Source organism: Sediminibacterium sp. FW305-C-269 (assembly GCF_058231045.1).
The window spans coordinates 115,297-129,185 of the sequence record NZ_JBIQXQ010000001.1; the positions used below are offsets into that span (position 1 = coordinate 115,297).

9 protein-coding genes are annotated in these 13,889 nt (G+C 49.3%); 4 read left to right on the forward strand and 5 right to left on the reverse strand.

What is annotated here, in order from left to right:
* Positions 1–6: 6 nt before the first annotated feature.
* The 3 genes from ACH3Y6_RS00545 to ACH3Y6_RS00555 form a co-directional block, all read right to left on the reverse strand.
* Positions 7–1,263: a tetratricopeptide repeat protein gene (locus ACH3Y6_RS00545; protein WP_490833609.1), complete on the reverse strand. Its 1,257-nt coding sequence runs from the start codon at positions 1,261–1,263 to the stop codon at positions 7–9.
* Positions 1,264–1,541: 278 nt separating this feature from the next.
* On the reverse strand, positions 1,542–3,986 hold the full coding sequence (locus ACH3Y6_RS00550) for a glycoside hydrolase family 95 protein (RefSeq protein WP_490833610.1): 2,445 nt from the start codon (positions 3,984–3,986) through the stop codon (positions 1,542–1,544).
* 157 nt (positions 3,987–4,143) lie between these two features.
* On the reverse strand, positions 4,144–4,503 hold the full coding sequence (locus ACH3Y6_RS00555; RefSeq protein ID WP_490833611.1) for a CoA-binding protein: 360 nt from the start codon (positions 4,501–4,503) through the stop codon (positions 4,144–4,146).
* Between the two features lie 82 nt (positions 4,504–4,585).
* Here ACH3Y6_RS00555 and ACH3Y6_RS00560 point away from each other — a divergent pair, with 82 nt between their 5' ends.
* The 4 genes from ACH3Y6_RS00560 (at position 4,586) to ACH3Y6_RS00575 (ending at position 10,409) form a co-directional block, all read left to right on the forward strand.
* A complete protein-coding gene (locus tag ACH3Y6_RS00560; RefSeq protein WP_490833612.1) occupies positions 4,586–6,433 on the forward strand; it encodes an outer membrane protein assembly factor BamB family protein in 1,848 nt (615 codons plus the stop codon).
* Positions 6,434–6,440: 7 nt separating this feature from the next.
* Entirely contained in the window at positions 6,441–7,316 is an 876-nt protein-coding gene (locus ACH3Y6_RS00565; protein WP_490833613.1) for an alpha/beta hydrolase, read from the forward strand.
* Between the two features lie 98 nt (positions 7,317–7,414).
* Complete coding sequence (locus tag ACH3Y6_RS00570) at positions 7,415–7,876, forward strand: hypothetical protein (protein ID WP_490833614.1); 462 nt, start codon at positions 7,415–7,417, stop codon at positions 7,874–7,876.
* A 127-nt stretch (positions 7,877–8,003) separates the two neighbouring features.
* A complete protein-coding gene (locus tag ACH3Y6_RS00575) occupies positions 8,004–10,409 on the forward strand; it encodes a zinc-dependent metalloprotease (protein WP_490833615.1) in 2,406 nt (801 codons plus the stop codon).
* 215 nt (positions 10,410–10,624) lie between these two features.
* Here the strand turns inward: ACH3Y6_RS00575 and ACH3Y6_RS00580 are convergent, their stop codons facing one another.
* Entirely contained in the window at positions 10,625–12,250 is a 1,626-nt protein-coding gene (locus ACH3Y6_RS00580) for a pyruvate dehydrogenase complex dihydrolipoamide acetyltransferase (protein WP_490833616.1), read from the reverse strand.
* Between the two features lie 149 nt (positions 12,251–12,399).
* Positions 12,400–13,854: an NADP-dependent isocitrate dehydrogenase gene (locus ACH3Y6_RS00585; protein ID WP_490833617.1), complete on the reverse strand. Its 1,455-nt coding sequence runs from the start codon at positions 13,852–13,854 to the stop codon at positions 12,400–12,402.
* Between the last annotated feature and the right edge of the window lie 35 nt (positions 13,855–13,889).

Sequence of the window (13,889 nt, forward strand, 5' to 3'; positions counted from 1 at the left end):
TATGACCTAATTTTTTACCCGCAATTCCCATTCATAGATCTTATCCTGTGCCGCACGTATGTCCGGCGCATCCGGCGCCAACCGCATATACGCATTCATTTGCTGGATGGCACTCCTGAAATCGCGCAGGGTGGCATGTAACATCGCCATATTGAACCTCGCCAACGGATAATAAGGACAAGCCGTTAATGCCCGTTGATAATACTCAATGGCCTGGCTATAGTTTTTGTCTTCCACAAAACTGGTAGCCTGAACGGTCAGCTTGCGCACGTATTCCGGAACAGGAGGTTTTACTTTCAGTTTCGGGTACACAAAAAAGATCTGGCTCATCACGGAATCCAATAACTGTTTGCTCTCTTTTTCAATGCTGGTTGCATAACCCCATGCCACCTGCAATCTTTCGAATGCAGTATTCAGGTTGATATCTGCCAATGATCTGGATGCAGTGCCAATGCCTTCAAGACTGATTGCTACTTCATCCAGTTCACTCCTTACTTTTTTATTGCGCAATGCCAGGTCAAAAAAATCCAACTGCTGTGCCCCGGTAAAATAAATGGGGATGGTCAGATCTGTTTCAGCCAGTCTGTTCAGAACATTCACAGCTTTGGCTTTCTCACCCATTTTAGTATAAGCGGCCCCCAGATAAAAAGATTCGCGATAACTTTTTGGATTCTTCTCCAGGTAAGTCTCATAGTCTTTGGCCGCGTCGGCATACCGGTCCAGCCCATAATAGCAGCTGGCACGCCAGGTAAACAGGTTCAGATCGGTTGGCTTGAATTTGATAGCCTGCGAAAAATCTTCTGCAGCCTGCAGCTGGTTACCTGCATACAGGTTGCATTTACCCCGACCCCAGTAACCCATATAATAATCGGCTACTTTTTTATCGGCCTTATCGATGTATTGCGTGTAATCATTGATGGCCTGGTTATACTGTCCCTGTTTTTCCAGGATGCTGGCACGGGTATAATAATATTCCCAGGTCCGTTTGGATATTCCGATGGCTGTTTCAATGTCGGCGCCCGCTTCTGTATAGCGCCCCATCTTATTGTATACGATGGCCCTTTTCTGGTAAAGGTTGCCATTCTTTGGCTCTTTCTGCAAAGCCTGGGTATAATAATAAACGGCACTATCCAGTTTGCCCTGGTTTTCGGCAAGGGAAGCATAATAGGCATTGTTAAAATAATTGGTATACTTAACAGGCACACAGGCCGTTTGGTAAAATACCAGCAGGAAAAATGTGACAACCAGATTAGCGCTTTTCATACGAAGGAGATTTAAAAGTGAAAGCGATAATATGTGTACGCGATGGCAAAGAGACTTTTGCTAAGGGTATCTATATTTTCTACACAAAGTTTACTGAAAGACAACAGCTTCGAAAATGACATCCGTCATTTTCCAGTCCTGTTTTTAGCAATTACTTTGTTGTTTTGAGAGGCTTCAAAAATATGCAGGCTGGCTTTGCTTCTGCTGCCTGGCAGGTATTGATTTGTCTGCATACAGGTCTTTAGCAGGTCAAATCTGGGCTTCCCCTTCTCTCAACGTCAACGGAAGGCTACCATTCGTTTACCTGGTGTAACCCATACCCCCGTTTTATCCAGTTTGTCTTTTCTTTCCTGTCCCTGGTATGACCAGGTGACCGTTGTACCGGGCCTCCCCTTTACTTCCAGATAAGTCAGTTTTCCATCTGCCCATCGCATCCCCACTTCCCAACCGCCACGCGCTTTTAGTCCACGAACCTCGCCGGTTGACCAGGCAGCAGGCAGAGCAGGTAATATTTCGATCCTATCGGGCGTTGACTGCAGCAGCATTTCCGCCACTGCAGCGGCCCCACCAAAATTACCATCGATCTGGAAAGGAGGATGTGCATCAAAGAGGTTCGGATAAGTGCCGCCTCCCCGTCGATAGTTCACTTTTACATTATCTGGTTCTACATATTTCAGCAGTTCGCGGTACATCTTGTAAGCATGGTTACCATCTTTCAGCCTCGCCCATAAATTGATGCGCCAGCCCTTTGACCAGCCGGTGGTCTCATCACCCTTGATCTCGAGTGTACGTTTGGCTGCGTTTGCCAATGCGGGGGTATGCTCTGTGGTGATATGCGTGCCGGGATATAATCCAAACAAATGGCTCTGGTGGCGGTGTTTGGGATCCGCATCTTCCCAATCGTGGTACCACTCCTGCAGGTTCCCATTTTTGCCTACCTGGTACGGATAAAGTTTTGCCAGTGCCTGTTGCAGCCGTTGCTGAAAAGCAGGATCTGTTTTCAGTATTTTTTGCGCAGCGATCAAGTCAATAAACAATTCCCGAATCATACCCAGATCTGCCGTACCCCCGTATAAAGTGGCTCCCTGGAACCCATCCGGTGTTTTGTAGTGGTTCTCCGGCGATGTGGACGGCGACGTGATGTAATTCCCTTTGCCATCGTCTACCAGCATGGCAAGAGAAAATTCTGCCGCGCCTTTCATCAAGGGATAGGCTTTCTCTTCAAGAAATTGTTTGTCCTGCGTAAAGGCATAATGCTCCCACAAATGCGTGGCTGCCCATACACCCCCCATATTCCAGTTGGCCCATACGGGATCACCATTACCAAAATCGCCCACCGGATTGGTCATGGCCCAGATATCAGAGTTATGGTGACAGGTCCAACCCGGTGCATTGTAAAAAGTACGGGCAGTGATGCGGCCTGTTTTCTCCAGGTTCTCTATGAAACTGAGAAAGGGCTGATGCATTTCCGAGAGGTTGGTATTCTCTGCCAGCCAGTAATTTTCTTCCGCATTGATGTTCATGGTATAGTTACTGCTCCAGGGCGGCTGGATATGCGGGTTCCACAACCCCTGCAGGTTAGCAGGAACCCCTTTCGTACGCGAGCTGCTGATGAGCAGGTAACGGCCAAACTGAAAATACAGGGTTTCCAGGTAAGGGTCCACAGCGCCTTTACTGTAACGTCGCAGGCGTTCATCCGTAGGAAGGTTTACGGGATCCGTATCCGCGAGTTTCAGGGATACCCTGTTAAAAAAACGCTGATAATCTGCCAGGTGTCGCTGCAGTAACTGCTGGTAGGTATTACGGCTGGCCGCCAGTAACTGCCGGGCTGCTATTTCTGTATCAGGTAATCCCTGTGTGACAGGGTTCTTATCAAAGCCATTGAAACTGGTAGCCAGGGAAACATAGATGGTTGCTTCTGTTGCGGCATCAACAGATAAGGTGGAATCGGTGCGGGTTATTTTTCCATCAGTACTATTCACCAGAACGGTAGCGGAAAAACGGGTACCCCTGTTCTCCAGGTATAGGATCGGATTCCCTTTCTTACGTACATAATTGGGTTCTGCCCGCACAGGAGCGCTTCCACGGAAAAACAGGTACGGTTTTCCCTCTATTGCTTTGTACTTCAGTTGGGAATCAAAACGCACCCTGAATGACAACCCTTTTGCCTTTGTACCGCTTAACCGGATTACCATGACCTTATCCGGATGCGATACAAAGTATTCACGTTTAATGCGGTTGCCCGCCACTTCATACTGCACGGAAGCCACTGCTTTGTCGAGGTCTAGATCCCGGTAATACTGCGTTACATCTGATGCAGGAAAATCCAGATAGAGGTTGCCCAGCGGTGCATAGGACTCCGAAAATTTTCCCTGCAGTTTTTTTACCAGTGTATCGGCCGCCGCATAATCATTCCGCTGCAGTGCCTCGCGCACCGCAGGCAAATGTTGATAGGCATCTTTGTTCAGGTAAGGGTCTACCGGTTCACCGGACCAAAGCGTGATATCATTCAAATGTATCAGGTCGGTTACCGCACCGCCATACACCGTAGCGCCCATTTGTCCATTGCCCAATACCAACGCCTCTTCAAAGGCAGTGGATGCCTTGTTGTACCAGAGCTTCATGGGAAGCTGGGGAACCGAAGGCTTTTTGTTCTGTGCAAAAGAAACAGGTGTAGCAGCCAGTAACAACAAGCTTTTCAGGAGCAGGAAATATTTTCTCATATGCGGCCACTGTTTTATAAGCAGTGTAGCGGAAGTTACAGATTAATGAGAAACAAAACCCAGCTGCAGTCGTTACCGGAGAATCTTTATAATAAGGAACAGAACATCACCCGTCAGTAATTCCATTAGATTGAATGAACCGTAACAGCAGCGGTCATCAATACTGTCCGGTACCCAGTAATACCAGCGTGCAGGCTTCCAGTGGTTCAATACCATTGGCCTTAGCGAGACTGGAAAGTTCCGTGTTTTCCGTACCGGGATTAAAGACGATCCGTTTGGGATGCAGCGACAGGATATAATCGTAATACTGCTTCTGCAGCTGCGGATTCAGGTACAAGGTGACCGTATCCACCTCCTTCTCTGCCGGATGTGCTGCAATGATCGGTGTATCGCCGATTTTTCCTTCCTGCCGGCCGATGGCCACCACCGGATGTCCGTAACGTTTCAGTTTTTCAACGGCGAGATAACTATATCTTTCGGGGTTCTCAGATGCCCCGAGCACCACTGTTTTTTTCATATAATGAAGTTACGAAACAAAATCACGGAGATATAACGCATTCCGGAATAGTTCATTCACCATTCCTGCTTATCTTTCTTGCATGAAAAGATCCCTCCTATTATGCTGTTTCCTGTTCGTGGTTTCCCTTTCTTTTTCACAATGGAAACCCTTCCGTTTTGCTTTCATTTCTGATACCCATATCGGTTCGCCCAATGGCGGGGCAGAAGAAGACCTGCGCCGTACCGTAGCCGATATCAACCAGATGACCGATATCGCTTTTGTTGTGCTCACGGGTGATATCACCGAACTGGGTACCAATGCCGAGATCAGGCTGGCCAAAGAGATACTCGACGGATTGAAAGTTCCCTACTATATCATCCCCGGCAACCACGACAGTGGCTGGAGCGAAAGCGGCGGTGTCACTTTCGGACAGGTATTCGGGTACGATAAATTCATCTTCGATTACAACGGCATCACTTTCCTGGGCTGCGCTTCGGGTCCCTATGTGCGTATGAGCGATGGCCATATCCCACGCGATGCCGTGAACTGGATGGACCAGGAACTGAAAAAGATAGACCCTAAAAAACCGGTCATCTTCCTGAACCATTACCCATTGGATAAAGACCTTGACAACTGGTACGAAGCCATTGACCGTTTAAAACAACACAACACTTTGGCAGCGCTCTGCGGACATGGCCACAACAACCGTAAACTCAATTTCGAAGGTATCCCTGCCGTAATGGGTCGATCCAACCTCAGGGCCAAAGCGGCTTATGGCGGCTATAACCTCGTGGATGTAAGGACCGACTCCATGATCTTTACCGAAAGAACACCGGGCGTACTCACCAAAGCCTCCTGGGCTGCTGTACCCCTGGGTGAACGTGTTTGGGATGCTTCTAAAACCTACTACCGGCCTTCATTTGCTGTCAACGACAGTTTTCCCCAGGTAAAAGCACGCTGGACCTACGCTTCCGATGCCAATGTGATCTCTACACCGGCTCTCGCGGGTAAACGGGTGGTATTCGGCAATAGTCTCGGCAGGATAGATGCGCTGGATAGTAAAACAGGAAAGAAACAATGGTCGTACCAAACCGGTGGCGCTATCTATTCCTCACCTGCAGTCAGCGGTAACCGCGTGGTATTAGGATCGGGTGATGGATCGGTGTATTGCTTCTCCGCTGATAAAGGACAACTGCTCTGGAAATACCCAACCGGTGCAGCAGTATTGGGCAGCCCGCTGATCAGCGGAAACACCGTTTATATCGGTGGCAGCGATCATCATTTCAGGGCATTGAACCTGGCTACGGGCGAACAATTATGGCAGTTTGCAGGATTGGATGGTCCCGTGGTAAGCACACCCGTATTGCACAAAGACAAACTGATCTTTGGCGCTTGGGACCGCAATCTCTATGCGCTGGATGCCGCTACCGGCAACCTGGCCTGGCAATGGAACAATGGCTCTGCCGTCCGTAATTTCTCTCCCGCAGCCTGCATACCGGTGATCCATGATGATGTGGTATACATAGCAGCCCCCGACCGTTACCTGACTGCTATCGACTTTTTTACAGGAGCCACCTTATGGCGCAGCAATGAAGCAACCGTGCGTGAATCGATCGGTATCTCTGCAGATGGACAACACATTTATGGCAAAACCATGAACGACCTGGTAGTGGCCTTCCGCACCGGGCGTGAAAAGCAGCAAGTGGAGTGGAAAATAGATTGTGGTTTTGGTTATGAACACGTACCTTCTATGCTGGTTGAGAAAGAGGGCGTGGTATTCTTCGGCACCAAAAACGGAAAAGTGTATGCCATTGATCCGAAGAAACGCCAACATCTCTGGACAAACCGTATCGATAATTCGATGGTAAATACTGTTAACGCCATCAGTGGTAAACAGCTCATCGTTTCCACCATGGACGGAAAAGTAGCTTTTCTGGAAACCAAATAAGACATCCATGTACCGATCCATTATTGCACTATTGCTTATGTGTGCCCAACTATCTGCCAATTCGCAGCAACGCATCTATCTCTACCCTTCAGAAGAAGGTATTGTGATCAAGGGGTTTGATACAACGGCTCCTTATATCGACTACTACCCTTCCAAAAATCCGTCTGCCGGTAAGACCGCTGTACTCATCTGTCCGGGTGGTGGTTACCAGAATCTGGCCTGGGAAAAAGAAGGCGTATTGCCCGCCCGTTTGTTCAATGAGAACGGTATGGACGCTTTTGTATTACGGTACCGCCTGAACAATCCAAAACAGGAAGGGCATCGTTACCCGGCTCAGTACATTGATGTTACAACGGCCATCCGCATCATCCGGTCAAGGGCTGCGGAATGGGGCATCGATCCGGATAAAACGGGGGTAATGGGTTTTTCTGCCGGCGGACACCTGGCTTCCACAGCAGCCACCATTCACCAGAAAGGAGACCCTTCAGCCCAAGACCCTTTATTACGGATAGATACCAGGCCCTCATTTGCCATACTCATCTACCCGGTGATCACCATGGATACCAGCTTTGGACATCGCGGCAGCCGCAATAACCTGCTGGGTCCCAAACCTGATGAGGCGCTGGCGCAGTCACTCTCCACCGAAAACAGGGTGAACACCGCCACCCCACCCGTGTTCCTGGTGCATGCCGATGACGACAAAGGCGTACCACCCATGAACAGTATCGTGTTTTACGAAGCCCTGAAAAAAAACAATATAAAAGCCAGCATGCTCATCTACGACCACGGTGGCCATGGTTTTGGTATGGCGCCCACTGATCCACTGCTGAGCCAATGGCCTATGCAGGCGGTGCAATGGCTGCAAAGACAGGGCTTCCGCTGAACGGATCAAAATTTAACTTGTGAAAAATGATGTGATTTACAGAAATATTTTTTTAACTTCCCTCTATCATCATTACCAAAACACAAATCCATACCATCATGGCAAAAGCAAGTAAAAAAAAGGCTGCTAAAAAACCCGCCAAAAAAGCTGCTCCCAAAAAAGCAGTAAAGAAAGCCGCCAAGAAGGCCGCTAAAAAAGCACCTGCTAAAAAGAAAGCACCCGCTAAGAAAAAAGCTGTTGCTAAAAAAACGGTAAAAAAAGCTGCTAAGAAAGTGGCAAAAAAAGCGCCTGCTAAAAAGAAAGCAGCCGTAAAAAAAGCAGTGAAGAAAGCTGCGGCCAAGAAACCTGCTAAAAAAGCTGCTCCCAAAAAAGCAGTGAAAAAAGCGCCTGCTAAAAAAGCCGCTAAACCCGTTGCCAAAAAAGCAGCAGCTAAGAAAAAAACAGCAGCCAGGAAGCCAGCGCCTGCACCCGTTGCAGCACCAGTGGCTCCAGCTCCCGCTCCCGTAGTGGAAACACCGGCTCCTGAAACACCTTCTTCAGACGGCACGCTGTTTGGATAAACAACCTGATCCCACTAAAGCATTCACTCCCGTCCGTAACTGACGGGAGTTTTTTATGCCGGTTCCCTTCCGCTTCTTATCTTCAAAGCCGAATACCGGACAGCTTTTTTTACCAAAACTATTTACGATGCGCAGTTTCTTTCTTGCCCTGCTATGTTTGTGCTGCCTGACGGGTATGGCACAGAGTCCTTCCAAGATTTCCGAGAAGACCAAAAACATGAAACGCTACGATGGGTATTTCACTTTCTGGTGGGATGCTTCCAGCGGTAAGCTGTGGTTGTTGGTTGATAAATTGGACAAAGAATTCCTCTATGTGAACTCGCTTCCTGCCGGACTGGGTTCCAACGATATCGGTCTCGATCGGGGGCTGATCGGTGGTTCCCGGGTAGTGGCTTTTCACAAAGTGGGCAAAAAACTTTTTCTGGTTCAGCCTAACTACAGCTACCGGGCCAGTTCTCAGGATATCAATGAACAGAAAGCGGTGAAAGAATCCTTTGCCCAGTCGACCATCGCCGTCTTCACTGTTGAGGAAGAGGAAGCTGATAAACTGCTCGTAGATGCCACTTCTTTTTTTGTACGCGATGCGCAGAATGTTGCTGACCGAATCCGCACCATGCGCCAGGGAACCTATACATTCAGTGAACCCCGTTCTGCCATCTACCTGGCCAATACAAGGAATTTTCCATTGAACAGTGAGTTTGAGGCAAGCATCACATTTACCGGCGGCAGCGATGCAGGACGTAATGTGACCAGTGTTACCCCTTCAGCTGAAGCCATTACGGTACGGATGCACCATTCCTTTGTACAGCTACCCGATAACCATTACCAGCCGCGCCGTTATGATATCCGCAGCGGTTATTTCGGGATCTCTTATTTCGATTACAGCAGTCCGTTCACAGAACCCATTGAACAAATGTTCATTGCCAGGCACAGGCTGGAGAAAAAAGATCCTTCCGCCGCAGTGAGCGAACCCGTAAAACCGATTGTGTATTACCTGGATAATGGTACTCCCGAACCCATCCGGTCCGCCCTGCTGGATGGTGCACGCTGGTGGAACCAGGCTTACGAAGCAGCCGGTTTTAAAAATGCATTTATCGTAAAAATATTGCCCGATTCGGCCGACCCCATGGATATCCGGTACAACATGATCAATTGGGTACATCGATCCACACGCGGCTGGAGTTATGGAGCCACCGTAACGGACCCACGCACCGGCGAGATCATTAAAGGACAGGTGACACTGGGTTCATTACGTGTACGTCAGGATTACCTCATTTTCACAGGCCTGCTATCTCCTTACGAGAACGGCAAACCCGCACCCGAAACCATGAAGCATGCGGCTTTACAACGTTTGCGTCAACTGGCTGCCCATGAAGTGGGTCATACGCTGGGCCTGCAGCACAACTATGCATCCAGTTTCAACAACCGTGCTTCGGTGATGGATTACCCGCATCCGAATGTGGTATTGAACAGCAAAGGACAGATCGATTTAAGCCAGGTATATACCAACGAGATCGGCGATTGGGACAAACGCGCCATCACCTACGGCTATGCCCATTTTGCCCCCGGCACCGATGAGAACAAGGCCCTGAATGCATTACTGGAAGAGAACACACAAAATGGATTGCTCTTCATTGCCGATGCGGATGCCCGCGCCGCAGGCGGTTTTCATCCAAAAGCGCATTTATGGGACAATGGCTCTGATGCAACAGATGAGTTGAAAAATGTATTACAGGTTCGGCAGAAAGCGCTGGAACAGTTTTCAGAACAAGCTATTCAGCTAAACACACCCCTGTCGAAGCTGGAAGATGTACTGGTGCCTGTCTATAATTACCATCGTTACCAATTGGAGGCAACCATCAAACTCATTGGTGGCATGAATTACAGTTACAGTGTGCGTGGCGACAAACAACCCACTCCACAGGTATTGCCCAATGCCCAGCAGCAGAAAGCATTACAGGCTGCATTGGATTGCTTATCACCCGAACAGTTGACCATGCCTGATAAGATCATGCAAATGATACCACCCCGTCCGCCATTGTACTATGGTGTAGGTGAATTGTTTGCCAAGAGGACCGGTATGAGTTTTGACCCTGTTGCCGCTGCAGAAGCCCTGGCAGATTTCGAGTTATCTTTTCTATTCCATCCCGAAAGGGCCAACCGACTTGCCCAGTTCAAAGCACAGGCAGGTACCATCGGCTGGGATGATGTGCTGGATGCCATCATTGCCAAAACCTGGAAAACACCCTTACAAAAAGGCCTGAAAGGAGAAATACAATTACAAACACAGCAGCTAGTACTTACCTGGTTACTGGGCCTAAGCCAGAGTACCCTTGCCAACTATAATGTGAAAGCCATCTGTTTCGACAGGTTGCAATCTTTGAAGCAATATGCCGCCCAGATGAAAAATATTCCCGGGCTGAAAGCGCATTACAGTTATGCCATAGAGCGGATCACTCATCCAAAAGATATCACATTACCACAACCCAAAGAGATCGCCCCCGGAGCACCCATCGGCTGTGATCTTGATTGATGGCAATGGTGAGTAGTGAGTAGTGAGTGGTGAGTAGGAAGTGAATGGGCAATGGTGAATTGTGAATCACTCACCACTCACCATTAACGGTTCAATGGCAATAGCGAATGTTGCATATAAGAGAAAGGCCTTCCCGATCGGAAAGGCCTTTCTCTTATATACAACATAGTATTCCCATTCACTCATTCACTCATCCACTCATTCACTCATTGTCATTACACCAACATCCTCAACGGCTCTTCCAGCAGGCTTTTCAGCGTTTGCAGGAAAGCGGCGCCGGTAGCGCCATCCACCGAGCGGTGATCGCAGCTCATGGTCACTTTCATGATATTACCCGGAACCACCTGTCCGTTCTTCACCACTGGCACCTGTGAAATACCCCCTACTGCCAGGATGCAGGAATCCGGTGGATTGATGATGGCAGTGAACTGGTCAATACCGAACATACCCAGGTTAGAGATCGTGAACGTGCTTCCCTCCCAATCGGCGGGTTGTAATTTTTTATCTTTTGCTTTCTGTGCGTATTCTTTCACTTCTGCTCCGATCTGGCTCAGCGATTTGGTATCAGCAAAACGAACCACCGGAACCAGCAGACCATCTTCCACCGCTACGGCCACACCGATATTGATGTGATGGTTGTAACGGATCTTATCGCCCAGCCAGCTGCTGTTCACTTTCGGGTGTTGTTTCAGGGCAAGTGCCGTTGCTTTCAACACCATATCGTTAAAACTGATCTTAACCGGGGCCACTTCATTGATCCTGGCGCGGGCAGCTACGGCTGCATCCATGTCAATGGTCATGGTGAGGTAGAAATGCGGTGCGGTGAACAGGCTCTCGCTCAAACGGCGGGCAATGGTCTTGCGCATCTGCGATACGGGCACTTCATCAAAACTTACCACACCCGCTGGTGCTGCCGCTACAGGTGAACTGCTTTGGGCCGCAGGGGCTGCGCTGGCTGCAGGGGTGTAGGCGTTTACGTCTGTTTTGGTGATCCTTCCATTATCACCGCTGCCTTTTACGTAACGCAGGTCGATCCCTTTTTCACTGGCGATCTTCTTAGCCAGTGGCGAAGCAAAGATCCTTCCTTCGTTCACTACGGCGGCAGGTGCTGCAGCTGGTGCAGGGGCCGGAGAAGCGACTGGCGCAGAAGCAGTTGCAGCCGTTGCCGGTGCCGCTTCCGTTGTTTGGCTACCGCCGGCTTTCACCGCGGCCACAATGCCATTTACATCCAGGCCTGGTTTACCGATGATGCAGAGCAGGTCGTTCACCTGTATCTTTTCACCAGGCTGGGCACCCTGGTACAACAGCACGCCATCTTTATAACTTTCCAGTTCCATAGTGGCTTTATCGGTTTCGATATCGGCCAGTACTTCTCCTTTTTTTACGGTATCGCCCACATTTTTGTGCCAGCCTGCAATGACCCCTTCGGTCATGGTATCACTCAAGCGGGGCATCAGCACCACTTCTTCCATAGCAGACACATCCAATGCAGCTGGAGCGGCTGCAGGAGCAGCGGCTGGTGTGGCAGGGGCGGCTTGTGGAGCTGCTTCAGCAGCTTTGGCACCACCGGCATGTTTTGCCAGCAGGGCTGAAATATCTTCTCCGGGTTTACCAAAAATAGCCAACAGGTCATTCACCTGTAATTTACCGCCGGTAGGGGTCCCTATATGTAATAAAACGCCGTCCTGGTAGCTTTCCAGCTCCATCGTGGCTTTGTCTGTTTCTACTTCTGCCAACAGATCACCTTTCTTCACGGTATCCCCGATATTTTTATGCCAGGCGGCAATAACACCTTCGGTCATGGTGTCGCTCAGGCGGGGCATTAAGATCGCTTCAGCCATAGTTCGATTGCTCTTTTAAAATGAGCCGTGAAATTACGGTAAAAAAGAGAACTACGCTAACCCGGCTAAAAAAAGGATAACCGGAACAGAAGCGCGTTCTACCCCGGTTATCCGTAAAAAAATTGTAATAATCCTGTGGTTTCCTTTGGTTATTGGCCCTGTGCCAGGCTGTAAGCCTTTTTATCACCCCACATATTCAGCAGTTCAGTTGAGCAGACCTTGAAGTCCTGCATCAGTCGCTTGTACAGTTCCAATACGTCCACCTGTGTCAATGGTACTTCGCCCAGGCTCTCAAAACGGCAGGTATACTGGTTCACAAGGTTGGTGTAAGAGGAGCCTTTGGGCCATACCTGGGTACCCCGGTTACTGATGGTTACCAATTTGAACAGGTCAGAAGTATGTGCCAGACATTTTTCGGCGATGGCAGATGGCTGGAGATTGCTTTCAATGAACATATCCACCCCAACGATCACTTCCTCACGTAATTCCTCACTTTCCAGCATGGGGTTTTTTTCCAGCTTGAAATGGGTAGGTGTAGGGGGCTGGTTAGCAATGGAGGCTTTAGGGTTATGCGCCGGCAGTTTTCCAAAATTAGCAATAATAGACGCTGCGAACTCTGTGGTACTCAGCGATTTGGTAGAACGGTCCCCAAAATCGCCTGTATGTACCCCACTTTCCAATGTATACAACAACGCATTTTCCATCATGATAGCGGCTTCCATCAGTCCCAGGTGGTGCAGCATACCAAAACCGCTGAGCAGGAGGGCTGTAGGATTGGCGATATTTTTACCGGCAATATCCGGTGCGGTGCCGTGTACGGCTTCAAAAATAGAGATATGGTCGCCGATATTGGCAGAAGGTGCAAAACCCAGTCCCCCCACCAGTCCGGCACAAAGATCACTTACGATATCACCCTGCAGGTTGGTCAGCACCACCACATCGAACAGATCGGGACGGCTAACCAGTTTCATACAGAGATCATCTACAATCACATCATCGGCTTTCAGTTCGGGGTAGTCTTTCGCCACTTCATAGAATACTTCCAGGAACAGGCCATCGGTCAGTTTCATGATATTGGCCTTATGACCGCAGGTAATGCGGCGGGCGCCTTTCTTCTTGGCCATTTCGAAGGCATACCTGATCACCTGCATACTGCCCGGGCGGGTAATGAAACGACGGCTCAGGGCCACATCGTGCGTAAGCAGGTGCTCCACGCCCCCATAGGTATCTTCAATGTTCTCCCGGACGATGGTGATATCGATCGGGATACCGGCTTTACTGAAAACGGTATCCACCCCGTGCAAGGTCTGGAAAGTCCTTTTATTGGCATAAGTGTTCCAGGTCTTTCTTGCCGTAACATTCACACTTTTTACGCCTTTGCCTTTCGGGGTTTCCATCGGGCCCTTGAACAGGATACCCAATGATTCGATGGCCTGTTGCGCCTCCGGGGTCATTCCATTACTGTATCCTTTGTCGAACACCCATTTTCCCATATCCACAAACTCATATTCCAGGGGCACTTTGGCTGCTTTAAAGATAGAAAGGACGGCGTCCATGATCTCTGGACCGATCCCATCCCCATTTGCTACGGCAATCTTGGTCATAATTGATTTTTTCGTGGTGCAAAATTACGGCCAAA